This window comes from Sporolactobacillus sp. Y61 (genome assembly GCF_040529185.1).
In the GTDB taxonomy this organism is placed as follows: domain Bacteria; phylum Bacillota; class Bacilli; order Bacillales; family Sporolactobacillaceae; genus Sporolactobacillus.
In genome coordinates this window covers 829,973-856,024 of record NZ_CP159510.1, presented here as the reverse complement: position 1 = coordinate 856,024, position 26,052 = coordinate 829,973, and the positions used below count along the sequence as shown (strand labels likewise).

Below are 26,052 nucleotides of genomic sequence, written 5' to 3'. Positions count from 1 at the left end.
CATAAAAAAATGCCGCCTGAAATATTCTTCAGGCGGCTTTTGTCTGTATCCTCATTTATTTCATCAAAGCAAGGGCACCCATCGGATCCCATGGTTTCAGTTCAATCGGTTTCTGATCATATGCAGCTTTCAGTTCGTCAGGCAGGTATTTTTTGTTGACAACAACCTGGTATGTAAATTCATCCATCCATTTGTCGCTTGCCACAAAATAGCCTTTGTGACCCCGGTCTTCGCCCCAGCTGTTTTCCACTTTCCAGCGGTTCGGTTTACCATCAACGAGATTGACGCCGGTCAGGACCATGGCGTGTGTCAGGCAGCTCTGTTTGTAGTCCAGACGCTGTGCCTTAGTCAGGCTGAATTTCGTACTGAATGCTGTATCATAATCAAAAACAGCTTTATCCATAATGCCGAGTTTCGGTTCTGTGTAAAGAACTACATCGCAGCCAAACCAGACGGTTTCTTTATCTTTAATCTGACGGATTGCCAGCTTTTTCAGTGTTTCCATATCGACGTTCAGATATTTAATTTTCCGTCCACCGACCACCGTACCCAGATACTGAACCGTATAGGTCTTTTTGTACGGTTTATCTTTGGTTGGTGAGTTAATGATGCTGACATAATCGTCGAGATTGAGTCCAACATACTTCTTATAGAATTCCTGCGGTGTAATTCCAATCTCTCTGTGAAACTCCTTTTTCTCCTCGTCGCGGTACTCAAAATCAAATGTTTTCGGAGGTTCACCGAGTGAGAAGACCAGGATCCGGTAAATATCTTCAAGCTGTCCTTCTTTTACGGCTTCAAGATCCTGACGTGATTTACCCTCTTCAAACAATGTTCTTAAATGGATGGCATCTTCGCGCAGTTTGGCATTCAGCAGGCGGTTAAGTTCCACTGAACGACTGCTCTGAAATGTTTCCGGCATGACCTGTTTCGGTACAACGCCATACTTATCAATGATGGAAACAAGCATATCCCACTGGCCGCCGTCCTGTTGTGGTGTCGCGAGCAGCCAGGATACCAGCCGGCCGTCAGTCGGTTTGTCGGCCGTGTCAATGATGCTTTCAAGAAAATAATTGGATTTCTCGAATTTATCCCAGAACATCGTGTAATTTTGAGAGAGCTCAAAATCCTTTAAATCAAATGTGCTGTTCAGTTTGTGACGGAATGTGTTCAGTGCCGCGAACATCCAGCAGCGCCCGCTCATTTTCTGATTTGTCACTTTCCCGGTATCAATATCTTCGGAGAATACCGGATTCATAGAAACAACTGCGTCATTATTAAGGGTTGCCGCGTTAATCCCGTTTTTCATAATTGCATCTTTGATGATCCTGTTTTTCGGCTTTGTCTGAATCTTGTCGGAATATTTAGCGACCATCGATGCAGAAATCTCTTTTGTCAACTCTTTTTCCCCCTCCATATACCTTTCCAAAATCATTATATGCCAAAAAAACGGCCTTAGCAAAAAGCGCAAACTTGTTCAAATTATTATGTAAAATTTTCTGACATATCTGTTACTCGTTTACCAGGAGCTTCAGCCGGCGGTCGATCTGCGTATGTAACTGTTCCATTTCAATACGCTGGCGCATCAGCAGCTGTTCCGCCTCTCCGGCAGCTATCTTTTTAAAATGAAGCAGGCTGTTCGGTGGCAACTGGGCAAGAAGTGGTAAATCGGCTGAGACGACCTGGGCGATCCTGGGATAACCGCCTGTTGACTGATGATCTGTCATCAGGATAATCGGCTGTCCGTTTCCCGGCACCTGAATCGATCCTTCGGTGACGGCTTCCGAATACAGTTCAATGGGCTGATCGAGCATCAGTTTTTCTCCGCTGAGCCGGTAACCCATGCGATCCGATGATCCTGTCACCCGATAATCTGTGGAAAGAAAGGCCACCCGGCTTTTTTTTGAAAACTGCGGCCAGAGTGTATCCGGCATCACGCGGACCGTCTGCCTGCCCCTGTACGTCCGTCTGAACGCGTAATACCATTTGCCGGCCAGACGTTCAGGCCTCTGCATCAGTTCTTCGGCCACTTTCGAAGGTTTCCCGACAGGTAACTGATCAGTCTCCTTCAATCGCCGGCCTTTATATCCTCCTTTTCCGGCCCTTTCACTGGTAGAGCGGCTGCCGAGCCATAAGGGTGTATCGATTCCCCCGGCCACAGCCACATAACCCCGGCTGCCTGAAATCAGCCCACCGATGGTCAGAATCTGCCCTTCGTCGGCGAAGTAAGGGTGTCCGGGATGAATGTCCCGATTATTCAGTTTCGGCCGGCAATATGCACCGGTTACAGCGAACAGAGCCGGTTCAGTAAACAAAATGGCCGGTCCCAGAAAGGAAAACTCAATTAAAGCAGCTGTTTCCGGATTGCCCACCAGCCAGTTGGCCAGACTTGCCGATGGACGATCCATTACGCCGCCTACAATAATACCGTAGCGCTGGTACCCGGGACGGCCCATGTCCTGTACAGATGAGGCAAAACCTTTTTGGATGATGGTTAACGTCATGACTTTTGCCCCCTGATCCGATTAAATTCAGCTTCGGTAATCGGTTCAAACGTAACGATATCGCCCGGCATTAATAAGGTCGGCGGATTGGATTCCGGTCTGAACAGGGCAACAGGCGTCCGCCCGATAATCTGCCAGCCGCCCGGAGACTCAAGCGGATAAACACCCGTCTGCTGCCCGGCAATACCCACAGAGCCGGCCGCAATTTTCAGGCGCGGAGATTTACGGCGCGGGGTCGCCAGTTCTTCAGGAAGACCCCCTAAGAAGGGAAAACCCGGGGTAAAGCCCAGCATATAGACCAGATAGCTGGGGGCTGAGTGTCTGGCAATAACCTGTTTTACAGTCAGGTTGTGACAGGCCGCAACCTGCACCAGATCGGGACCAAAATCGCCGCCGTAACATACCGGTATGCGTACCCGCCTGCGGGACGCCTCCTGCCCCTTTTCTTTCTCTTCGTCCTGCAGCAGCGCCTGAATATAATGACAGACCTGCTCCTGTGCCGGCAGATCTTTCCTCCCGTGGCGAATCACTACAACAGGATCATAGTAAAGAACAACATTGGTATAGGCCGGTACATATTCAATAAAACCGGCAAAGGGCTGCCGGTCGAAACGTTCCGTAAACTGTTTGATTTTTTTCTGAACAGACGGGGCAATCCGGTCGCCCAGGATGACGCGAACAGCCTGATCGCCAAACGGTTCAACTCTCATTTTCTCACCCTCCCGTCAAACAGGTCGGTCACGACTTACTGTTTGCCCTCGTACTTTGCACACTGCCGGTTGATTCGTCATGCAGTGAAAATGTACAAAGCAAAAAAAGAATTACAGAATACTGAATGTGCTATCCTTACGATCGGTGATCAACATATGACCGGGTGCATGGGTAATGGCCAATTCCGGTTTTGTTGCCATAACAGCCGCCTGCGGGGTCACACCGCAGGCCCAGAAAACGGGAATTTCTCCGCTTTTGATCGTCACAGCATCACCAAAGTCCGGATGAGACAGGTTTGCAATGCCGATCTTTTCCGGACTGCCGATATGGATTGGCGCGCCGTGAACAGATGGATAGCGACTCGTCACCTGAACAGCCCGGATCGCCTGCTTTTCCGTCATCGGACGCATACTGACAACCAGCGGGCCCTGAAAAATACCGGCGGGGCGGCAGGCGATATTGGTTTTGTACATTGGAACGTTACAGTGCTGCTCAATCTGACGCACAGGAATATCATTTTGAAGCAGTGCCTGCTCGAAGCTGAAACTGCAGCCAATCAGAAAGGAGACAAAATCTTCCCGCCAGGCGGATTTAATATCTGTTAATTCTTCACTGAGCAGCCCTTTTCGGTAAATCCGGTATTTCGGAAGATCCGTACGAATATCAGCGCCGTCTGCCAGTTCCCGGACTGACGGATTACCGGTATCCAGCACTTCAAGGAGTGGACATGGCCGGGGATTACGCTGGCAGAACAGCAGAAAATCGTAGGCATACTTTTGGGAAGAATGACCAGATTAGCCTGAGTATATCCATTCGCCAGACCACTCGTCGGTTTATCCCATTGCCCTTCCCGGATCAACTGGCGGACCTCAGCGGGATGCCGGTCAGATAATGTTGCGGAATCTATCATCATTATCGCTCCCCTTCAGTGCCAGGCGGCTATTGTCAGTCCCTGTTTTGCAAGTCCCCGGCGTATCTCAGCGGCAAAAGCCAGTGCTTTAACCCCGTCACCATGGACACAAATCGTTTCCGCGCGTACCGGAACCTTCTTTCCTCCGGCAGTTGTTACCGTTTTTTCCCTGATCATCTGCATCACTTGTTTCATCGCCTGCGCGGTGTCCGTAATCAATGCATCAGGCTGTGAGCGCGGGGTCAGTGATCCGTCAGCCTGATAGGTTCGGTCGGCAAACACTTCATGAATGACATGAAGGCCGGATCTCTCGCCGGCTTTTGCCAGATGGGTCCCATCCATTGCAAAAAGTTTCAGGGCCGGATCCACATCCCTGATCGCCTGCACCACGGCATCTGCCATTTCTTTATGACCCGAGGCCATATGATACAGTGCACCATGGGGTTTAACATGATTCAGAGCAGCCTTCTGCGCAGCAGCAACCGCCTTTAGCGCACCAATCTGGTAGACCACCATATCATAGACTTCAAGAGATGTCACCTTCATTTCCCTCCTGCCAAATCCCATGAGATCGGGTAGACCGGGATGCGCGCCAAGTGCCACATGATTTCTGAGTGCAGCCGTTACGGTCCGGTGCATCTCTGAAAAATCGCCCGCGTGAAACCCGCAGGCGATATTGGCCGATGAAATCAATGGAAGCACCTGTTGATCGTTACCGATGACGTAGTGTCCGTAACTTTCTCCCAAATCACAGTTCAGATCAATTTGAGTCATGCATCTCCATCTCCTTCCATTCTCCTTGTTTCAGAATAGATTCGAAAACCCTTTGATCACGGATTGAATGCCGGCATAGGCCATGAACACAACAATAATCCAGCCGAAAATAGAGAGCCACAGAGGATGTCTGTAAGCTTTCCCCATAATTTTCTTTCGGGTCGCTGCAATCAGAAGAATTGCCAGAGCAATCGGAAGAATCAGCCCGTTAATCGCACCGACAACAACGAGAACTTTTGCCGGGTTCCCAATAAAATAGAAAACAGCGGTCGAAAAGATGATAAAGAAAATAATCAGATAAGGACGGATCCTTTTGAAAATACTGTTGTTATCCTCAGATTTAGAATAATCCAGAAAGGACACTGATGTAAAGGTCGACCCAAGAACCGAGGTCAGACTGGCTGCAAACAAAATGATGCCGAAGAACTTATAGCCAAAGTCCCCCGCAGAATGTTGAAAAATACTGGCCGCCGGATTAAGCGGATTGAGTTTATATCCGTCAGCGATTACGGCTAATGCGGCCAGAAACAGCATGATGCGGACGACAGAGGCAACGCTGATCCCGGTCAGAGCACCACGGTTAATATAAGGAATACTCTCTTTTCCCTTTAATCCACCTTCGAGCAGCCGGTGACCACCGGAGAAAGAGATATACCCCCCGACGGTCCCGCCAACAATGGTGACAATTGAATAAAAGTCAAAAGTTGTCGGAACAAATGAATGGGTGATGGCTTCACCCGCCGGAGGGGCATTGACGGCCAGAATATAGACCAGTAACAGAACGGTAATCACGGCGAGTACCTGAACAGTCCGATCCATCACCGTTAACGCATGACGCACAAGGAAAATCACCAGAGCAATGATCCCGCCGATTAATGCCCCGTTTTCCGGTGTCATGCCAAAGAGTACATTAAAGCTCAGGCCGACACCGCCAACGTTGCCAATATTGAACGTTAATCCGCCGATGACAATCAGAACCGTCAGCAGAAAACCGAGACCGGGGACCAGATCATTAGCAATCGTCTGCGCTTTTTTCCCGGATATGACGATGATCCGCCAGATATTCAGCTGAACGCCTATGTCCACTAAAATACAGACTAATATGGCAAATCCAAAGTCCGCGCCAAGCTGCCCGGTAAAAGCTGCTGTTTGTGTCAGAAAACCGGGACCCACTGCCGACATGGCCATGAGAAAGGCAGCTCCCATAGCCACATTCATGGCCTGTCTCTTATTTATCTCCAAATCAGTCACCTCCGTAATAAAATATATATAAGCGATTATACCTGATTGCAGGCATGTCTACAAACAGGAATTCGGGTACTATGGACGGTCTGTACCATTTCCGCGTATAAAGAAAAAAGTCCGGAAGGTTTTCCGGACTGCCAGTCTAAACAGATTACATATTTTTCAGCACTCTGCTGAGGAATTGCCTGGTCCGTTCATGCTGCGGATGATTGAAAACAGCTTCAGGCGTCCCCCGTTCCAGGATCATCCCGTCATCAACAAACAGCACTTCATCCGCTACCTTTCCGGCAAACCTCAGCTCATGTGTCACAATGACCATCGTCCATCCGTCTTTTGCCAGGTTTTTCATGACACCCAGGACATCGGAAACCAGTTCCGGATCCAGGGCAGAAGTTGGTTCGTCAAAGAGCAGCAGTTTCGGCTTTAGAGCAACCGCCCGGGCAATACCGACCCGCTGCTGCTGTCCGCCGGAAAGCTGATACGGATACTTATCCCTGTGCTGCCCAAGACCGACTTTTTCCAGGATCTCATTTGCCTCCTGAATGGCTTCCTTTTCAGGTTTCTTCTGGACCTGGACAGGTCCCTCGATCACATTTTCCAGGACCGTTTTATGCGGAAACAGGTTGAAACTCTGGAAAACCATGGCTGATTTACGCCGGATGGTTCTGATCATCTTCTGATTGATCGGCTGACCGAATCTGACCTGCAGATGATCAATCTGCAGCTGACCCTTCTCCGGCACCTCGAGCAGATTAAGACTGCGCAGAATGGTCGTTTTCCCCGATCCGGACGGGCCTATGATAACCAGGACCTTTCCCTCATCAAGTGAGAAATCAATGCCCTTGAGTACCCGTTTACCTGAGAATGATTTTTCGATGCCGCTGACCTTGAGCAGCATATTCATCCACCTCCATTAATTCCGTTCCGTAAACCGGTCGAGTCTTGACTCAATGCGTCCCTGTATAATGGAAAGCACGAAACAGAATAGCCAGTAAATCAGCGCCGCTTCGGAATAGAGCAGCAGAAAATCATAACTCGTCGCGGTAATTTCCTGAGCTCTCCGGAATAGCTCCGTTACCGTAATCGTGGAAGCCAGTGACGTATCTTTAACCAGACCGATAAATGTATTCGACAAAGGCGGAATCGACACACGAGCTGCCTGGGGCAAAATAATCCGACGCAGCGTCTGGGCATAACCCATCCCAATTGTATAGCCGGCTTCCCACTGACCCCTCGGCACCGAAAGGATCGAAGCACGGATCGTCTCAGCTGCATAACCGCCGACATTCAGCGACAGAGCAATGATTGCCCCCGGAAAGGGGCTGACTCTGATTCCAAGATCAGGCAGTCCGTAGAAAATGATCGCCAGCTGAACAAGCAGCGGAGTCCCGCGAATAATTGAGATATAGACCCGGGCAATACGCTGTAGCAGCCAATTATGCGACAGACGGAAAATGGCCATACAAATTGCGATGATCAATCCGAAGAAAAAGGAAATCACAGCCAGCGGCAGGGTATAGACTAACCCTCCCTGCAGAAGCGGCCAGAAAGACTGCGCAGCCAGCTCCCAGTCTATGGTGATCGTGCCTGTTACAAGGGAAAACATTATTTACTGATATCCTTTCCGAAATATTTTTCGGATATCTGCTTTAATGTCCCATCTTTCTTCATCGCTTCAAGCTGCTCTGAGAGCACCTTATCCAGCCCGCTATCTTTCACTACCGGAAAAGCAATGTCAGCTGCATTTGACGGGATAACGGCGGCTATCTTCAAATTCTTATCCCCTGTTGTTTTAAAGTACTGCAGGACCGCTCCCTGATCGTTAACAGTCGCTTCAACTCTGCCCTGACTGACCAGTTTCAGGGCTTTTGACAAATCATCCTGACCCGTGATGACCGCTCCTGCCTTTTTCGTCATTTCACCGTAATTGCTTGATAACCCCTGAGCAACTTTGACACCCTTCAAATCTTTAAGTGCATTTATTTTATGATTGTCCTTTCTTGTGACAATGACGGACTGTGATGTCGAATATGCCCTTGAAAAGTCATATTTTTTCTGACGGTCTGGCGTCACTCCGACATCATTGGCAATCGTATCGAATCTTTTCGCATTCAGTCCGGCAAAAAGAGAATCCCAGTTTGATTCATTAAATGCTACTTTGACACCCATCCGTTTTCCTGCTTCACGGATCACATCTACGTCAAAGCCGACCAGTTTATTGCTTTTACTGTCATGGTAAGTATAGGGCGCGTAAGTCCCTTCCGTTCCAACTTTGAGAACGCCCCGCTCCCTGACCTGATCGGCAAGATTTCCAGTTCCTGCATCCGATCCGTTGTCCTGACCACATGCGGCAAGCGCTGCAGCCAGAACAATAAGTATGATGCCTGTAAATAATTTCTTCATGATCATTTCGTTCCCTTCTGAGGCGGAAGTACTTCATTCCGAGTAAATAGATATATTTTGTCAACTTCTTGATTTTAACATCCATTAAGTAGAGAGAACAAGTCTTCCGATCCAGGTTAATCTGCCCTTTCAAGAATGGCACGGGCGCTTCGTCGGTCGTCACAAGCGTATTCATGTACCTGCCTCGCAGGGCTCCGAGACCCCCGGCTGCTTCCACCGTCGTCCGATATCTCCCCAGTTCACCGGCAATGGCATTCTGTGTCATATTTTGTTCATAATACATCCTCGCAATTCTGATTAAAAGTGATTTGTCACTGTTTTTTCTCATCACAACACATTCCGCACTCTGTAAGTCACTTTCAATCCATCAGCAGAGGAGGTTCTCTCTCTTTGACACTACCATGCAGCAAAGTTATACTTTAACCGTTATTTTGCACCTATTACTCCATTTTGCACATTCTTCCAATTTCAAGGGGAAGGGTGCTACGGGTCACGATACGTTAAAAAAATCCTGCGCGCCGGCTGCTGCAGGATTGAAAGGGCGGCATGCGCCTGATCAGAAAACACCATATGAGGTGATCACAATAATGAAGGAACTGAAGTGGGCCATCCTTGGCCCGGGAAGAATTGCTGCTGAATTTGCCGATGCGATACACGCGGCCGGTGGAACGATTTACGCGGCCGGGTCGCGAAACCTGGGACGGGCCAAAGCTTTTACAGAACAGCATCATATTGAAAAAGCCTACGGGAGTTATGATGAGATGCTTGCGGATCCTGATATCGATGTAATTTATCTTTCGACCCCGCATTCCAGCCATTACGCGTATCTTCTTAAATCCCTGAGGCACGGGAAGCACGTTTTATGTGAAAAGGCGATTACAGTCAGCAGCAGACAGCTTGATCCGGTCGTCCGTCTGGCTGAAGAAAAAGGGTTGATTGTGGCCGAGGCCATGACGATTTTTCATATGCCACTGTACCGGAAATTACGGGAAATAATCAACAGCGGGAAAATCGGTACAGTGAAAATGGTCAATGTCACCTTCGGAAGTCTGAAACCGTATGACGTCAGGAACCGCTTTTTCAGTAAGGATCTTGCCGGAGGAGCCCTCCTGGATATCGGCACATACGCTCTGTCCTTTGTCCGTTCCTTCCTGTCGAGCCAGCCTGATCAGGTACTGACGGCAGTGAAAAAATTCGAGACAGGTGTCGATGAGTCATCAGGCATTATCCTGAAAAATAAAGATGACGAGATGGCAACAGTCACATTAACCATGCGGGCCAAACTGCCCAAGCGCGGTATTGTCACAGGGGACAGAGCCTATATTACAGTTGACAATTTCCCCCGTGCTGATCAGGCAACCCTGACTTATCCTGATGGCAAGGTAGAAACGATCGAAGCCGGGAGCACCGCTCATGCCATGGTCTATGAATTCAACGATATGAACGCTGCCGTTCGGGGTGAACGTGTCGAAAAAACGCTGCCTCTGACACGGGATGTGGTGGATATCATGACGCAGGTACGTGATCAGTGGGGCATTCGTTATCCGTTTGAATAATACAGACACATCCGGATCAGCGGCTGAGCAAATATTTTCTCATTTTCTAAAAAGTAGATTAGAATGAAAGCGTAAACAATATAACTCTATTACGAGAAAGGGATGTTACTGTATATGAGCATTCAAAGTACAGTTCTGGAACATGCAGTCGACACAGATTATAAATTATATATCGGGGGGAAATGGGTCGATGGTTCAGACGGGCGTAAGATAACCAGTTACAATCCCAGTACCGGTGAAAAACTCGCCGAATTCGTAAATGCGAGCCACGAAGATGTAGATGCCGCGGTAGAGGCAGCTACAAAAGCATTTGAAACATGGAAAACAGTTGGTATTCAGGAACGAAGCACCCTTCTTCTGAAAATTGCCGACCTGATTGATGAAAATGCCGATCATCTGGCACTTGTGGAAACACTGGACAACGGGAAACCGATCCGTGAAACAAAATATGTCGATGTACCGTCGGCTTCAGACCACTTCCGCTATTTCGCAGGTGTGATCCGTTCTGAAGAAGGAACAGCAAAAGCTCTGGATGAAAATACATTAACGATTAACCTGAAGGAACCGATCGGAGTTGTCGGTCAGATCGTTCCTTGGAACTTCCCGTTCCTGATGGCTGCCTGGAAGATCGCCCCGGCGATTGCAGCAGGAAACACAGTCGTCATTCATCCGTCATCTTCAACATCACTGAGTCTGCTCGAATTTGCCAAACTGCTCGATCAGGTGCTTCCGGCCGGCGTTGTTAACGTTGTGACAGGCCGCGGCTCAGATTCCGGTGATTATATGTTGCATCACCCGGGATTTGCTAAACTGGCATTCACCGGATCCACTCAGGTTGGCTATGAAGTGGCTGATGCTGCAGCAAAGCGCCTGATTCCGGCTACTCTGGAACTTGGCGGCAAGTCGGCCAATATCTTCTTCGACGATGCACCATGGGATCGCGCTATCGAAGGCGCCCAGCTCGGCATCCTGTTCAACCAGGGTCAGGTATGCTGCGCAGGCTCCCGCCTCTTCGTTCAGGAAGGGATTTATGATAAATTCCTGGCCGCTCTGAAAGATGCATTTGATAAAGTTAAAGTCGGACTGCCGTGGGAAGACGGCGTTCAGATGGGCGCTCAGGTGAATAAACGTCAACTGGAAAAAATCCTTGATTATGTAAAAATCGGCCAGGATGAAGGTGCTAAGCTGGTCACCGGTGGTAAAAAGCTGGAAAACGGCAATCTGGGCAAAGGTGTATTTATGGCACCGACGCTGCTTGCTGATGCAACAAACGACATGAGAATCGCTCAGGAAGAAATTTTCGGGCCGGTTGCTACAGTCATCAAGTTTAAAGATGCGGACGAAGTCATCAAACTGGCTAACCAGTCGGATTACGGCCTTGGCGGCGCCGTATGGAGCAGCAATCTGAACACGGCCCTTAAAGTTGCCCGCGGTGTCCGTACCGGCCGTATGTGGGTTAACACATACAACCAGCTGCCTGCCGGTGCACCTTTTGGCGGTTACAAGAAATCCGGTATCGGCCGTGAAACCTACAAGAGTATTCTGGATGCTTACACCCAGACAAAGAACATTTTTATCAGTACAAAGGAATCCACTGAAGGTCTGTATTGATTGTGCCTGTCGGGCAGATACATGCCTTTATAAAGGGAAAGAGCATGATGCTCTTTCCCTTTTTTGCATCACAAGTCCGGGATTCCCGATCGGCACCCGGTCCAATTAATATAAAAACTACCGAATTACTTGTTATTTTGTATTGACAAAAATCAAAAATGGGAATAAACTGAAAACAATTAAATAAATCTTATCAAGAGTGGCGGAGGGACTGGCCCTGCGAAGCCCGACAACCAGCACGGCAATCGTGTATGGTGTTAATTCCAGCAGATTAAATTCTGGCAGATAAGAAAAGAATCGGCGAAAAAGCTGCTTTCCTCTCTGCGGGAAGCAGCTTTTTCATACAGCAGCTCTTTCCAATCTGTAACTCTTTCCGATCTAAGATTTTATTTAATGAAAAAATTAAGGGTATAGGGAGAGATTAAGATGGCAGAAGAAAGAAAATTTGGTTTTGAAACATTGCAGGTGCACGCCGGACAGGTACCGGATCCGGCAACCGGCGCCCGGGCGGTTCCGATTTATCAGACCAGTTCATTTGTTTTCAAAGATGCGGATGAGGCTGCGGATTTCTTCCAGTTGAAAAGGCCGGGCAATGTTTATGCCCGTATCATGAACCCGACAGAAGATGTATTTGAAAAACGTATCGCCGCCCTGGAAGGCGGCGTTGCCGGGCTGGCAACCGCCTCAGGCCTTGCCGCGATCGTCTATTCGGTGCTGAATGTTGCAAGCAGCGGCGACAATATCGTTTCCGCAAGTACGCTATACGGCGGTACTTATGAACTCTTCTCCGTCACCCTGAAGAAACTCGGCATTACCGTTAAATTTGTAGACCCGGATGATCCGGAAAACTTCCGAAAAGCGATTGACGATAGAACAAAAGCTGTTTACGGTGAAACGATCGGCAACCCGAAGATCAATATACTTGATATCGAAGCAGTCGCAAAAATTGCCCACGAAAATAAGATTCCGTTTATTATCGATAACACATTCGGGACGCCTTATCTGATCCGTCCGATTGAATATGGGGCCGATGTCGTTGTTCATTCAGCGACAAAGTTCATCGGTGGCCATGGTACAGCAATCGGCGGTGTCATTGTCGACGGCGGTAAGTTCGACTGGCGTGCAAGTGGCAAATTCCCTGACTTTACAGAACCAGACAAGAGCTACGGTGGTCTTGTTTATGCGGATCTCGCTCCGGCTTCATTCGCTGCGAAGGCCCGTGTTCAGCTGCTCCGAAATACCGGCGCAACCATCAGCCCGCAGAACGCTTTCTACTTCCTCCAAGGGCTTGAATCCCTCTCGGTCCGTGTTGAACGTCATGTTCAGAACGCACGCAAAGTGGCTCAGTTCCTGAACAATCACCCGAAGGTCACCTGGGTCAACTACCCTGAACTGGAAGGGAACCCGTACCGCGAACTGTCTAAAAAATATCTCCCGAAAGGTCCCGGTTCGATTTTCACATTCGGCGTAAAGGGCGGTCTGGAAGCCGGCAAAACATTAATTAACAATGTCAAACTGTTCTCACTGCTTGCTAACGTTGCCGATGCGAAATCACTGATCATTCACCCGGCAAGTACAACACATGCCGAACTGACACCTGAAGAGCAGGCGGTTGCAGGCGTCACACCGGATCTGATCCGTGTATCGATCGGTATTGAAGATGTAGATGATATTATCTGGGATCTGGATCAGGCCCTTGCCAAAATCCCTGAACCGGTCAGCAGCAAGTAATTACGCTATTTAATCGGACATCATATAAAACAGCCCGCCCTGTTTTTTTGACAGAGCGGGCTGTATTTTTGTACACCTCATTATTTGCTGAAGCTGAATCTGCCTTTTTTCAGCATCGTTTCAACACCACCGACTTTTGCCAGAGAGCGGTTTTCAATGACTTTTTTCATAAATGAAGCCGGGTAGCCTTTGAGATTTTTCCCCATCACTTCACCCATTGCATCATTCCTGCCCAGCGAGCAGACGGTTCCCTTGCATTTATAAACAAAAGCTTTTACGGGCCGATTTTCGATACGTGCATGCAGGTTACATGCTGCACAATCTGCCTGCTGCAGAGCAATCTGGGCTGTTGTGGGATAGGGATGGCCGCTTTCAGGATCGATTACTGCCGAGCAATCGCCGATAATCATGATATCCGGATAGCCGGGCACTGTCAGATCGTCGTTAACCCGGACACGTCCGCGCTTCTGGTTGAATCCGGAGGCCTCAATGACTGAGCTCCCGCGAACCCCTCCTGTCCAGATAAATGTGCCGGCATGAATGACATGCATTTCATTGCCATTTCGATAATAAATGTGACCGGGAACCAGCCGGTTGACCCGTCCAATCACAAACTCAACACCGCGCGCGAGCAGTTTTCGTGTCCCATAATCAGCCAGCTTACGATCGAACATCGGCAGCACATGGGGACTCGGCTCGATACAGATCACACGTACCTTTTTCGGATGGATGCCAAATCGACGGGCGAGCACAGGCAAACGGTTTGTAAGCTCCCCAAGAAGTTCAAAGCTGGTGAACCCCGCACCTCCAACCACAATGGTCAGATGTTCCTCCTCCTTATCCTGCTGCCAGGCATCAAACTGATCTGTGATATGTTTGCGAATCCGTTCAACTGACGGAATATCCGAAATAGCCAGGGCGTGTTCATGAATCCCTTCAATACCAAAAGTCTCTGACTCAAATCCGAGTGCAATCAGCAGGTAATCATATTTTACCGGCGGACGCTCTTTGAGAATGACCTGCTTTTCCTCTCTGTCGACACGGAGCACGGTATCCTGAATGAATGCTGTCTGCTTCCGGTCAATGACATAATCAATCGGATAACAGATTTCCCGGGCATCCGAGGAACCCGCAGCCACTTCATGAAGAGAGGTCGTTTCACAATGATAATTATTTTTATTAATTAACACGAGACTGGCATTGATATGCATGTTCTGCAGTTTTTTCAATGTCCGAAGCCCACCATAACCTGCACCAAGAATAACAATTCTTTTTTTCTTCATTATTGTTCGTTCCCTTCCGTACAATCTGATATAAATAGTTGATTCATCAGAGAACCGCAATGTGAAATTTATCACGTCACAAATTGTTCACATTTGATCCACCTTTATTTTATCGCGAATTGCAAACGCTTTCAACTCTTATTATCAAATACCTGACGATTGGGAGATTGCCGGCGTTTCCAGAGATTTTGAATACACAAAAAGTCACTCTGCACGACGAAGCGTCAGCAGAGTGACTTTTTTTATCCATAAGTATAAGGCGTACGGGAATTGAACCCGTGATCATGGAATGAGAATCCATTGGCTTAACCACTTGCCCAACGCCCTATCATATACCCTATTAAGGGCACGACAAGGATTATAGCATACATGACCCTCATTTTTCAAGTCCCGGATTTTATTTCCCCATTACAATTTTAACGCCTGAGCTTGCACCAATTCTTGTTGCCCCGGCAGCGATCATCGCTTCAGCTTCCTTCCTGGTATGGATACCGCCGGCTGCTTTAACACCCGCGCGTGCCCCGACAGTCCTGCGCATCAGCGCCACATCTTCAACAGTTGCCCCGCCGGTTGAAAATCCGGTTGAGGTCTTTACATAATCCGCACCGGCCTGAACTGCCAGTCTGCAGGCTTTTTCCTTTTCTTCGCGGGTAAGCAGACACGCTTCAATAATCACTTTGACCAGCACTTTTCCCTTCGCTGCCCGGACAACGGCTTTAATGTCATCAAGGACCCTGTCCTCGCGGCCACTTTTCAGCGCGCCGATATTGATGACCATGTCAACTTCGTCCGCACCATTCTGCACGGCATCAGTCGTCTCAAACGCTTTCGTCTGAGCCGTTCCCGCCCCAAGCGGGAAGCCGATGACCGTACAGACATGGACATCTGATCCGGCAAGCTGTTGTGCTGCAAGGCTGACCCAGTAAGGATTAACACAGACCGAGGCAAAACCGAAGCGTCTGGCCTCCCGGTCAGTTTCTCAATATCCTTCTCTGTGACATCTGCCTGAAGTGCCGTTTGATCGATATATTTTGCCAGATTCCCCATCTGAAATCGCTCCTTCAATTGCCTTTATCCCACATGAACCGCATGAACGGGCAGGTCCACTTCAGGGTCATGGGAGTAAACAAACATGCCCGGGTGGAGGATCACTGCCCGCAGCAGCCTGATGGGTTGGTTCAACGAACAATCAGTGGCGGATGCGCGCAGGCAAAAAACGAGGGCGTCCTGTGCATCCGAAAAGCCCACTACTTATTGAAATTTCACTTTATTCAGTAATAATCCGGTGAATCAGTGGCGGCTCGGCAGACTCTGGTCCGATCTCAATTGCCTGATAGAGTCCGGCTTTCACCTCTTCGATCGTCTCGGTGTCGGTATGAATCGTCAGCAGCGCGTCTCCCTTTCGAACCTGATCACCTATTTTCTTATGCAGTACGATGCCGGCATCATAATGAATGGCATCCCCCTTTGCCGCTCTTCCTGCGCCCAGCTGCATCGCGGCCAGACCGATCCTCTTCGCATGCATCGCTGTGATCCGCCCTGAAGACCGTGCCGGAAGGTCAATCTGGTATTTAGCAGACGGTAAGAGCTCAGGATGATCGATCACATCAGGATCCCCGCCCTGATTGACGATAAAGCTTCTGAACTTCTCCAGTGCCCGGCCGTTCTTCAGTGACGCCCGTAGTCTCCTGCGCGCTTCATCTGCATCTGATGCGGCACCGGCGAGCATGACCATTAAACTGCCCAGTGTCAGAACCAGCTCTTTCAGATCTTCCGGGCCGCGTCCTTTCAGTGTGTCAATCGCTTCTTTAACTTCCAGCGCATTACCGACTGCAAAACCAAGCGGCTGCGACATGTCTGTAATCACTGCCGCCGTTTTCTTTCCGACATGCTGCCCGATATGAACCATTGTTTCCGCAAGACGCGCAGCGCCCCTTTCATCTTTCATAAACGCGCCGTTACCCATTGTGACTTCCAGAACAATGGCATCGGCCCCGGCAGCTATTTTCTTACTCATGATCGAACTTGCGATCAGCGGTACGGACTCAACCGAGCCAGTCACATCACGGAGTGCATACAATTTTTTATCGGCCGGTACAAGGGCACTGCTCTGACCCGTCACGGCAATCCGGTTGTTATTGACCAGTTCGACGAAGCGTTCAGGGGTCAGTTCAATATGAAAACCGGGTATTGATTCGAGTTTATCTATTGTACCCCCTGTAAAACCAAGACCGCGTCCGGTCATTTTAGCCACCGGCACCCCGACTGACGCAACCAGAGGAGCCAGAACGAGCGTCGTCTTATCACCGACGCCCCCGGTTGAATGCTTATCAACCTTAATACCCTGAATACCGGAGAGATCAACTGTTTCACCGGAATGAACCATAGCCAGGGTTAAGGCCGCAATCTCTCTGTCTGTCATATCTCTGAAATAGACAGCCATTGTAAAGGCGCTCGCCTGATAATCGGGAATTGTGCCATTGACATAACCATCAATGAAAAAACGAATCTCCTGCGGTGTCAGTTCATATCCGTCTCTTTTTCTGGTAATGATATCGACCATACGCATGTGATCAGCTCCGTTTCATTTCAGTTCTCCGAGAAAACTGCGACCCGTTTTCGGAAGCGGCACAGCAAAATTTTCAGCTACCGTGGCACCCATATCAGCAAAGGTTTCCCGGACAGGCAGCGCTGCTCCTTCCGAAAAACGGGGTGAAGTCACAAGAAGCGGGACGTATTCACGTGTATGATCCGTGCCTCTGAAGCCGGGATCATTTCCATGATCGGCTGTGATCATCAGCAGATCATCAGGCCGCAGTCTTTCCAGCACATCGTGAAGCTGATGATCAAAAGCTTCAAGTGCTCTGCCGAATAAAACAGGTTCCCGGCGATGTCCGTATTTGGCATCGAAGTCAACAAGATTGGTAAAACTGAGTCCATGAAAATCCTGCTCAAGCACACGTATCAGACGATTCATTCCATCTTCATTGCTGACGGTGTGCCAGCCCTTCTTTATCCCGTGCCCGCTGAAAATATCATTAATCTTACCGATAGCGAGCGTATCAACCCCTGCTTCAAGCAGGCTGTCCAGCACCGTTTTCCCTGACGGCTCCAGCGTCAGATCGCGCCGGTTCGCCGTCCGCTCGAAACGGTCTGCCCGATCACCGATGTACGGCCTTGCGATCACCCGACCGAGACGGTATGGTTCATCAATCGTCAGTTTGCGGCTATACGCACAGATATCATAAAGTTCCTTAAGCGGGATGATATCTTCATGTGCGGCGATCTGCAGCACGGAATCTCCTGAGGTGTAAACAATCAGTTCTCCGGTTTTCATCTGACGCTCGCCAAATTTTTTGATAATTTCCGTCCCGCTTGCCGGCTTGTTCCAGATCACCTTTCTGCCACTGTACTTCTCGATTTTTTTTATCAATTCATCAGGAAATCCATCAGGAAAAGTATGCAGAGGGGTCATGACGGGCAGCCCCATCATTTCCCAGTGGCCATCCATGCTGTCTTTCCCTGCGGAAACTTCATGCATTTTTGTAAAAAAGGCGGCGGGATGCTCCTGAACCGTTACCCCCCTGATCGGTCTGTCCGGACGAATGTTGGAAAGTCCCAGCTTCTCCAGCTCAGGGACGTTTAAGCCTCCCATTGCTTCTGCAGTATGTCCCAGTGTGTCGCAGCCTTTATCGTGATACTTTTCCGCGTCCGATGCTTCGCCAATACCCACCGAATCCAGCACAATAATATGGATCCTTCTGAATTGATTTGCCATATGCTCCTCCTGTATATGCATCGGGCAGCATGGCCCGATCATTTTATTTTTTCACTCCTTCATATTTTACTCTAACCGGAAAAAAGCCGCAAAAAGGCTCCGGAGCTGGCAGGCCCGGAGCCTTCATGGTTTAACTGGCACTGGCTTTGACAGGATCACTATATTTTCGCGAAACTTCCTTGAGATGAACAAGATCAACCAGCATCGAGTGATAAGGCGCTTTCAGTCCATGCTTTTCAGCCAGCCGGACAATGGCTCCATTGATGTAATCCACCTCGGTCGGCCTGTTGGTTGACATATCCTGATGCATTGACGGATAATGCAGCGGGTTGGAAACTCTTGAAACATACATGACCTGTTCCACCAGTTCATCCCGCGTCACTTCCAGTTTGATACCTTCAGCATCCGTTGCTTCATACGCTTCATAAATCAGCCTTCGGGACATTTCCTCCGCATTCTTATAGGCCGCAAACTGTCCCATCTTAATATTCATTAACGTACACAGCGTGTTCACCACAGAATTGAAAACCAGTTTGGTCCAGACGGTCCCCAGATAATCTGTCTTTACAGTCGGATGCATCAGCGCTTTCTCCATTTCATCGGCCACTTTATAAATAAAGGCATCCGGTTTACCTTCTCTTCTGACAATGTGGACATGACCCGTCCCACGCTTGCCGACAAAGTCCACTTTTCCCGGTCCCTTCATGACCGTTGCGATCATGGCTGTTCCGGCAATGATCTTTTCCTTGTCCACAAACTGAGCAATATATTCAGCGCCGCCAAAGCCGTTCTGATTGGTCAGAACATAGGTGTTTTTCCCGATAAAGTGGCGGCAGCGTTCCATCATTTCGACCGTATGCATGTCTTTAATAAAGACAATGGCGAGTTCCGGCGTTTCGTGGTATTCCTCAGGATAAGAGACCCTGACCGGAACCAGATGGGGGTTTTCTCCGTCTCGGGTAACCACCACACCCCCATTTTTCTTAATGGCTTCGACATTTTGTTCCCATGTATCAACAAACTGGACTTCATTCCCTGCTTCCTGCAGCAGGACACCATATCTCAGGCCCATGGCACCCGCTCCAATGACGACAATCTTCATTCTGTTTCGTCTCCTTTTTCTTATATTTTTTGAAAAATAAAGCCCCATCCCGTAACTTTGGATGGGGCTTTTCGGACCCCGTACAGATGCGAACAGGACCCGGCAGAGTATCATCGATTTCAGATGATCTTTGTCAGGTCCTGACTAATCAACAAGACTCGATTTTCGCTTTTTTCTGTACGGAACATAACAAACATCCCTTGTGAAACAATTTTTAGTGAGTGTTGTTATTTTAACCAGAAAGTAATGGTTTGTCAATAAAAAAGATTAAGAATATTTGCATGAGCAAAAAAACGGCTGGACCTGTATTCAGGCCCAGCCAGGATTTTCCGGATAATTTTTATTTTTTCGCAGGTTCAGGAAGCTTGACTTCTGCTCTGCCAAGGTCCCCGCCGTTGAGTGCCTTGTTAAAGTTATCGTAGCTGGTGGAGATCATGTTGGAAACTGCTTCGTCAGTCATAGCGGCAACATGCGGCGTAATCAGGACTTTCGGATACAGTTCGACAAGTTCTTTGATCGTTGCGTCGGGGAATGTTTCACCCTTGGAGAAGTCCTTACCGAAGAAACGGGCTTCGTCGGTCAGAACGTCTGCACCGAATCCTTTCAGTTTGCCGCTCTTGATCGCCCTGACAACAGCCGCTTCATCAACCAGTTCACCACGGGCCGTATTAACCAGAATAGCGCCGTCTTTCATTTTGTTGATGAAGTCATCGTTAACAAAGTTCTCGTTCTTTCCAGGGAAGTAAGGGAGGTGCAGGCTGACAATATCCGATTCAGCAAGCAGGTCATCCAGTTCCTTGAATTCAACCAGTTTCTTGGCAAAATCACTCTGGAAAATATCATAGCCCAGCAATTTTGCACCGAGACCCTTGTACAATTCAGCCTCTACGCAACCGATGTGGCCTGTGCCGACAATGCCGACCGTGCTTTTACGGATTTCGTGGCTGAACATCGTTTCCGTTACTTCAAAATTCAGCTTTGCTGTTCTGCCGGTTGTATAAACCGTGCTGCGGCTCAGGGATGTCCCGAGCGATACAGCCAGTTCAGCAATAGCGTTCGGAGAATATGCCGGAACGCGGGCAACCACCTGACCGAAGTCTGCAGCAGCCTGAAGATCAATGTGGTTAAATCCGGCTGTACGTGTGAAAACATATTTAATTCCGAAATCTTTGAATTTCTTCAGGTTTGCACGGTCAGCCAGGCAGTTAACGAAGAGCAGCACTCCGTCAAAACCCTTTGCGAGATCACCGTTATCAGCAGTCAGAAGATCATTGACCAGTTTTACTTCATAACCATATTTGTTCAGTTCACCATACAGGTGTTCTTCGTAAGGTTCAACGCCATACGCAATGATTTTAAAAGCCATGCCTAAACATCCTCCCAGAATTTTTATTCTTCACCCGACGCTTCTGAGCACCGGGCTGTAAGCACCTTCACCTGTGAAAACCATGCTACGTGATCGCCTTCACAAGATTAATAATGAGCCGTCTCTACATTCCAAGACCAGTCAGTATTTACCGGCTGCTTTTATTCTTCTCCAGTAAGGAAAAAAATATCAGAAAGCAACCCTCTACAGTAAAAATTATACCATCGACCTTATCAGGCAGCAATGAATCACAACGGATTAAAAGTGATGTTTTTGTGAAAATCGGGCTGTTTTTTGTCCAGCTAATCCGGCTTCTGAAATAAAATTTGAAACGATACCAACAGATCCCCTGAGGCATGAACAAAAAAAAACACGCCGTTGTGTTTTTAATTTGAATCCCATTCCTCTCATTATTAAAATAATGAGTTTCCTGGAGGTTACGAATAATAAAACATCCGGTGGCGTATGCCGGTTAATGGGTCAGTTCCTTATATTCGTTGCTGACAATATCAAGCTTTGTCACCCTGCCGCTGTCTTTATCGTACCGGAAAAAGCCAATGGAAGGCGCGGTAGAAGGATCTGCAGCAGGGTCATCGGAATGATTTTCCCGGAGTTCAATAGAATAAAAGGCCCCGTCATCCTGCACTTCCGCATAGACCTGATCCAGTGTATATCCCGCAGCCTGAACAACCGCCTCCAGTGCGTTCTGCTTCTCAGATTCGCCTGAACCTGAACTTACCGATTCACCCTCAGATGGGGCAGCCGTTTGCTCTTCAGAGGATGAAGCATCGGTAGCGACGGACTGATCCGCAGATGAAGTGTCGGAAGAAGCCGAACGATCCGAAGAGATCCCTTCAGATGAGGAGCTCTTCACCGTGGATGATGTCTGATCGCCGGTGGCAGATTCTCCGTCACGCGTCTGCGTGTCGGCCGCACAGGCACTGAGCATCAGCATAGCTGCCACTGACAGGACAATAATGATTTTTTTCATAAGAACCACTCCCGTCGGTTAAATAGGATTCCAAAGCATTTCGTATCGCGTCCTCTTTTGTGCTGCAGGCAGCACGGTCAAGTATTCCGGGAAACCGATCTATCAGGAACAGATGACAGCTGTTTCAGCGCATCTATGTAAAGAGACAGACACTTGCCTGTGCCCAGGTGAACATCGAACGTGTACCTGCTGAAATTCTCCCCGTCCGCATTTCCAGAGCAAACACGGTATCCCGAATCTGTCTGATCTCATCCGGAGCGGCATCGATGATCACCTGATGAAGCGGCGGCCTGTCCTTAATATGCTCCATGGTATCATTCAGCATGCGATCAGGCAAAGAGAACAGAGCGAATGTGAAAAAAGATAACTCACGGTCTTCCTTCCCCGGCTCCCGGCATAGCAGGACACCCAATCTTCCAAAGGTCATTACTCTATTAACCGCTGTTCTCCGTATGGCACACACGGTTCAGTAAAAACACATTAGGTTTTCCGTACCCATGCATGCCGGCGTGTGGTGAATCGATATAGCATCACTTTTTCACAGCAGAACGCCGGTACGCCAAAAAGACGCTTATCTTTTACATCGGCCTGATGCCCCTGATTTTCAAGCCTGACCGCTCCGTTCCCCGATCTGCCGATACTCTGCTGCCAGTTTTCTGAACGCGGGAAGCGACCGTCTGACCTTTTCTGTCGACATGCAGTAGGCCATCCGGAAATAACCGGGGCATCCGAAGCTGTCCGCCGGAACCAGGATCAGATCATATTTGAGGGCGCGTTTACAAAAAGCAACTGCATCCTCTTCCAGAGCTTTAGGAAACATATAAAAGGTCCCGCCCGGTTTTACACACGAGAAACCGAGGCCGGTCAGTTCATGATAAAGGATGTTCATGTTGGTTTCATAAACCGACAGGTCGGCAGTCAGATCAGCCACCTCCGCGACTGCCAGCTGAATAATCGAAGGCGGACAGTTATGGCCGATCCCTCTTGAAATCTGACCGCACATCTCAACGATCAGCTCCGCGTCACGGCAGGCGGGGTTAACTGCAACATACCCGATCCGCTCCCCCGGAAGCGAGAGTGATTTACTGAATGAGTAACAGGTGATGCTGTTGTGGTAAAGTCCCGCCACGTAGGGTGCATCAACTCCCTTAAAGACAATTTCCCGGTACGGTTCATCTGAGATCAGGTAGATATCGTGGCCATATTCCCTCTCCCGGTCCTCGAGGAATGCGGCCAATTTCTTAATGGTCTCTGTTGAATAGGTGATGCCGGACGGATTGTTCGGTGTATTAATCAGGACAGCCATCACTTTTGATGAGAGCATTTTTTCAAACTCTGCAAAATTGATCTGAAAAGTCTCTGTATCCGGCGGAACAATCTTCAGGACCGCCCCGGTCTTATTGACATAGGGATTATACTCCGGAAAATAGGGGGCGAAGGTGATCACTTCGTCACCAGGGACCGTGACGGCGCGCAGGGCATGAGCAACTGCTCCCGCCGCCCCGGAAGTCATAAAGATATGCTCCTTCCGATACTCCAGTCCGAAACGTCTCCTTAATGAAGCAGCTATTTTCTCCCGTACGGACGTAATCCCGAGGCTCGGACTGTAGCCGTGTACAGCCACCGGATCATGACTCGTCGCCAGTTCCACCAGCTTATCAGTAAAAGCCTGCGGAACCGGTACGGAAGGATTACCGATCGTGTAATCAAAGACATTCTCCCGGCCAATCTCTTCTGAGCGCCGCGTTGCGTATTCGGCCAGTTTACGAATAATCGATTTCTTCCCGATCATGGCTTTATATTCCTGATTGATCATTTTTTTCGTCTCCTCTGCCCTTTTAATTCGATCCTTATGCTATTATACCTGTCTTCGGGCAGCCCTGGGAAGTCCGCAGCGGATATCTGAGGACAGAGAGGACAGACACGGGCAGAAACCCCCCACGGATTGAAGCTTCACTTTATTACGGATTACAGCGAGGGGTGAGGAGGTTGATCAGGAACAGAAAACGGAGTGATTTTTAATATCTCCTGATACACATCCGGTAATTCCTTCAGTGTACACCCTGACAGCATGTTCATGCTTTTAGCCACCACATCTGCACCGATGACCGGGACCGTACGGCACGTTTTTATAAAATGCGCTTTCTGACTCATCAGCTCGGCGATATGGACCTCCAGATCCCGCGGTGTCATCCGATTGTCGGCCAGACAGATATCCGAACCGGTCAAATCACGGAGCATCCTGTTTTTCGCTTCACGCTCCTTTGTATCCGCAGGCAGAGCAAGAAGCGGCGTCCCTGTCGAAATACAGTCCATCAGGATGCCCATCCCAGGCTTACTGATAACCATGTCCGCCGCATGAATCAAATTCCGCCCATTAGCAAATAAAGGGGCCCGAACCCTGTCATCATGAAACATAAAGTCCCCGCCCTCAAGCTGGCCGCCGATCACAATCCGGTACGGCCTCACATGAATCTGATTGATTTTTTCGTACCATTCATTGATGAATTTATATCGGAAACGCCCGGCTCCCCCGCCCATCTGGATGAGGATAAAAGGCTCGTCTTTCTGAAGGCCCAGCCTTTTCTTCACCTCTTCCGGTGATTGAGTGATATCCCGCGCGATGATCGGAATCGGCACATAACAGGTGGACAGCTGAGGGACATATTCCGGTTGCTTGATGTTGATGTGGAAAAAGATATCCGTGGATTCCTGGGCGATCCCGCGGATCTGTCGTTTGAACTTTCTGGCCGGCTCCGTATCCTCTTCTGAGTCGAAAAGATCACTGTGGTAAACGCCGCCAATAACCGGCCCGGTACCCGTACGTTCCTTTTTCAGAAAGCGTATTTCATCCCTCCAGTCATGCATGACCAGACCGGCATTCAGAAGCGTTTCAGCCTTCTTCTGAGGATTGATATAACGCTCGATCTTTCCGTGTGTGAAATTTGAGCGAAGCCATTCATGTGACTTTTTAAACGCGTAGATGGTAACCGGTTCATCACTGATCTCCGCAAACCGGGCAAGATTGGCCACACACTTATTCAGATGGCCCAGATTCCGCCCCACAACATAGTGAATCACACCGGACACTCCTTCCTCTGTCAATCTGCTTTTTCTATCCTATGATCCGGCCAGTCATGATGCATACACTTATGGACTGCCGCTCAGAGAAAAATTGCAGGATCAGATGCATCACGGACCTGACGGGGGAACATTTCCGGATGGTCATGAATACAGTTATGATGAACTTTCCTGCGTGCAGTTGAGACCAGGCAGGAAAAAATTGCGGAAACGGGGGCGGGGTATGCCATTTATTCGTTTAAAATGCGGTCTGGATTCCCGGCAATTAGCCGACCGGCTGAAGTATCTGCCGGAGATCATTGAACTTCAGCTGACTGAAGAAGATATACAGAAGCCGCAGGAACTGCTGGATACCCTTTTTCAGTTAAAACAGGCGGGGATCAAAGTCTATTTACATCAGCCCGTGACCTGCAGGCAGATCAGGCTGGACATCATGAGCCGGAATCCGGAAATCACCAGCTATTATCAGTGGTCATGCAGGCGCCTTGCCGATTTGTGCCGGCAGGCAGACGTGTTATGCGTGATTCATGCGCACTATTCCGGATCCGAAAGTTCGCTTCTCAGCGGCCGTTCTGCGAGTCGAAACATGAGAACCCGTATTGAAAAGCTGGTTCAGAAGGGCGGTGACTGTTTTCTCTGGGAGAACACAACAGCCGGCCTTTTCTCTTTTGCCAACCCGCACGTCCTCTCCGAAATCATTGAGCCGCTGCATCTCGCCCTCTGCCTGGATATCAGTCATGCCTTCATTTCTTTAAAAGGGAGCAACCGCAGGCTGAAGCAAGTGACAGAACAAGTTGAGAAGCAGGTGCGTTACTTCCACCTTGTCGACAGTGCAGGCAAGCGACATGATGCCCTGCCACTGGGCAAGGGAAAAATTGACTGGATCAATCTGAAGCCTCTTTTGATACACAAAGATTTTATCTTTGAAATCGGCTTAAAAGACAACAATGACTGCCGGCCGATGATTGAAAGTGCACAGTATTTCAGCAGTTTACCTTCTGCCTGA

21 protein-coding genes, 1 tRNA gene, 2 pseudogenes and 1 riboswitch are annotated in these 26,052 nt (G+C 49.0%); of the genes and pseudogenes, 4 read left to right on the top strand and 20 right to left on the bottom strand.

The features are described 5' to 3' along the window. Nucleotides 1-55: 55 nt before the first annotated feature. The 9 genes and pseudogenes from ABNN70_RS04280 to ABNN70_RS04240 form a co-directional block, all read right to left on the bottom strand. Nucleotides 56-1,399: a C1 family peptidase gene (locus ABNN70_RS04280; protein WP_353948837.1), complete on the bottom strand. Its 1,344-nt coding sequence runs from the start codon at nt 1,397-1,399 to the stop codon at nt 56-58. 112 nt (nt 1,400-1,511) lie between these two features. Next, nucleotides 1,512-2,504 carry a biotin-dependent carboxyltransferase family protein gene (locus tag ABNN70_RS04275; protein WP_353948836.1) on the bottom strand — a complete coding sequence of 331 codons (993 nt, stop codon included), beginning with the start codon at nt 2,502-2,504 and terminating at the stop codon, nt 1,512-1,514. Then, a complete protein-coding gene (gene pxpB, locus ABNN70_RS04270) occupies nt 2,501-3,214 on the bottom strand; it encodes a 5-oxoprolinase subunit PxpB (RefSeq protein WP_129928524.1) in 714 nt (237 codons plus the stop codon). The genes ABNN70_RS04275 and pxpB overlap by 4 nt, the downstream gene beginning before the upstream one ends. A 111-nt stretch (nt 3,215-3,325) precedes the next feature. Further along, nucleotides 3,326-4,125 (bottom strand): annotated as a pseudogene (locus tag ABNN70_RS04265) (putative hydro-lyase). A 15-nt stretch (nt 4,126-4,140) separates the two neighbouring features. Then, nucleotides 4,141-4,899, bottom strand: coding sequence for a 5-oxoprolinase subunit PxpA (locus tag ABNN70_RS04260; protein ID WP_353948835.1), 759 nt, complete (start codon nt 4,897-4,899; stop codon nt 4,141-4,143). Nucleotides 4,900-4,929: 30 nt separating this feature from the next. After that, complete coding sequence (locus tag ABNN70_RS04255; protein WP_353949374.1) at nt 4,930-6,117, bottom strand: NRAMP family divalent metal transporter; 1,188 nt, start codon at nt 6,115-6,117, stop codon at nt 4,930-4,932. A 178-nt stretch (nt 6,118-6,295) separates the two neighbouring features. Next, nucleotides 6,296-7,039, bottom strand: a complete 744-nt coding sequence (locus ABNN70_RS04250) for an amino acid ABC transporter ATP-binding protein (RefSeq protein WP_165364228.1) — start codon at nt 7,037-7,039, stop codon at nt 6,296-6,298. A gap of 18 nt (nt 7,040-7,057) precedes the next feature. After that, nucleotides 7,058-7,750, bottom strand: coding sequence for an amino acid ABC transporter permease (locus tag ABNN70_RS04245; protein WP_129928528.1), 693 nt, complete (start codon nt 7,748-7,750; stop codon nt 7,058-7,060). After that, a complete protein-coding gene (locus ABNN70_RS04240) occupies nt 7,750-8,547 on the bottom strand; it encodes a transporter substrate-binding domain-containing protein (protein ID WP_353949373.1) in 798 nt (265 codons plus the stop codon). Before ABNN70_RS04240 ends, ABNN70_RS04245 begins: the two co-directional genes overlap by 1 nt. 587 nt (nt 8,548-9,134) lie before the next feature. Here ABNN70_RS04240 and ABNN70_RS04235 point away from each other — a divergent pair. From ABNN70_RS04235 to ABNN70_RS04225, 3 genes are all read left to right on the top strand, one after another. Then, entirely contained in the window at nt 9,135-10,103 is a 969-nt protein-coding gene (locus ABNN70_RS04235; RefSeq protein WP_353948834.1) for a Gfo/Idh/MocA family oxidoreductase, read from the top strand. Between the two features lie 114 nt (nt 10,104-10,217). After that, nucleotides 10,218-11,714: an aldehyde dehydrogenase family protein gene (locus ABNN70_RS04230; protein ID WP_353948833.1), complete on the top strand. Its 1,497-nt coding sequence runs from the start codon at nt 10,218-10,220 to the stop codon at nt 11,712-11,714. A 187-nt stretch (nt 11,715-11,901) separates the two neighbouring features. Continuing rightward, nucleotides 11,902-12,006, top strand: a riboswitch (SAM riboswitch). A 134-nt stretch (nt 12,007-12,140) separates the two neighbouring features. Continuing rightward, nucleotides 12,141-13,445, top strand: coding sequence for an O-acetylhomoserine aminocarboxypropyltransferase/cysteine synthase family protein (locus tag ABNN70_RS04225; RefSeq protein ID WP_129928532.1), 1,305 nt, complete (start codon nt 12,141-12,143; stop codon nt 13,443-13,445). Nucleotides 13,446-13,525: 80 nt separating this feature from the next. Here the strand turns inward: ABNN70_RS04225 and ABNN70_RS04220 are convergent, their stop codons facing one another. From ABNN70_RS04220 to ABNN70_RS04170, 11 genes and pseudogenes are all read right to left on the bottom strand, one after another. Next, entirely contained in the window at nt 13,526-14,728 is a 1,203-nt protein-coding gene (locus tag ABNN70_RS04220; protein ID WP_129928533.1) for an NAD(P)/FAD-dependent oxidoreductase, read from the bottom strand. Nucleotides 14,729-14,983: 255 nt separating this feature from the next. Continuing rightward, nucleotides 14,984-15,055: transfer RNA gene (locus ABNN70_RS04215), tRNA-Glu, on the bottom strand. 70 nt (nt 15,056-15,125) lie between these two features. Continuing rightward, nucleotides 15,126-15,775, bottom strand: a pseudogene (deoC, locus tag ABNN70_RS04210) (deoxyribose-phosphate aldolase). A gap of 220 nt (nt 15,776-15,995) precedes the next feature. Further along, a complete protein-coding gene (locus ABNN70_RS04205; RefSeq protein WP_353948832.1) occupies nt 15,996-17,297 on the bottom strand; it encodes a pyrimidine-nucleoside phosphorylase in 1,302 nt (433 codons plus the stop codon). Between the two features lie 15 nt (nt 17,298-17,312). After that, nucleotides 17,313-18,506, bottom strand: a complete 1,194-nt coding sequence (locus tag ABNN70_RS04200; protein WP_353948831.1) for a phosphopentomutase — start codon at nt 18,504-18,506, stop codon at nt 17,313-17,315. 130 nt (nt 18,507-18,636) lie between these two features. After that, on the bottom strand, nt 18,637-19,608 hold the full coding sequence (locus tag ABNN70_RS04195; RefSeq protein WP_353948830.1) for a ketopantoate reductase family protein: 972 nt from the start codon (nt 19,606-19,608) through the stop codon (nt 18,637-18,639). A gap of 340 nt (nt 19,609-19,948) precedes the next feature. Continuing rightward, a complete protein-coding gene (locus tag ABNN70_RS04190) occupies nt 19,949-20,974 on the bottom strand; it encodes an NAD(P)-dependent oxidoreductase (RefSeq protein ID WP_353948829.1) in 1,026 nt (341 codons plus the stop codon). Nucleotides 20,975-21,446: 472 nt separating this feature from the next. After that, complete coding sequence (locus ABNN70_RS04185; RefSeq protein WP_353948828.1) at nt 21,447-21,965, bottom strand: hypothetical protein; 519 nt, start codon at nt 21,963-21,965, stop codon at nt 21,447-21,449. Nucleotides 21,966-22,098: 133 nt separating this feature from the next. After that, nucleotides 22,099-22,392, bottom strand: a complete 294-nt coding sequence (locus ABNN70_RS04180) for a hypothetical protein (protein WP_353948827.1) — start codon at nt 22,390-22,392, stop codon at nt 22,099-22,101. A 177-nt stretch (nt 22,393-22,569) separates the two neighbouring features. Next, nucleotides 22,570-23,781, bottom strand: a complete 1,212-nt coding sequence (locus tag ABNN70_RS04175) for a pyridoxal phosphate-dependent aminotransferase (RefSeq protein WP_353948826.1) — start codon at nt 23,779-23,781, stop codon at nt 22,570-22,572. Nucleotides 23,782-23,933: 152 nt separating this feature from the next. Beyond that, the gene (locus tag ABNN70_RS04170) at nt 23,934-25,046 is read right to left on the bottom strand and encodes a glycosyltransferase (protein ID WP_353948825.1); all 1,113 of its coding nucleotides are present in this window, start codon (nt 25,044-25,046) and stop codon (nt 23,934-23,936) included. A 223-nt stretch (nt 25,047-25,269) separates the two neighbouring features. On the opposite strand from ABNN70_RS04170, the gene ABNN70_RS04165 reads away from it, so the two are divergent. Continuing rightward, nucleotides 25,270-26,052: a TIM barrel protein gene (locus ABNN70_RS04165; protein ID WP_353948824.1), complete on the top strand. Its 783-nt coding sequence runs from the start codon at nt 25,270-25,272 to the stop codon at nt 26,050-26,052.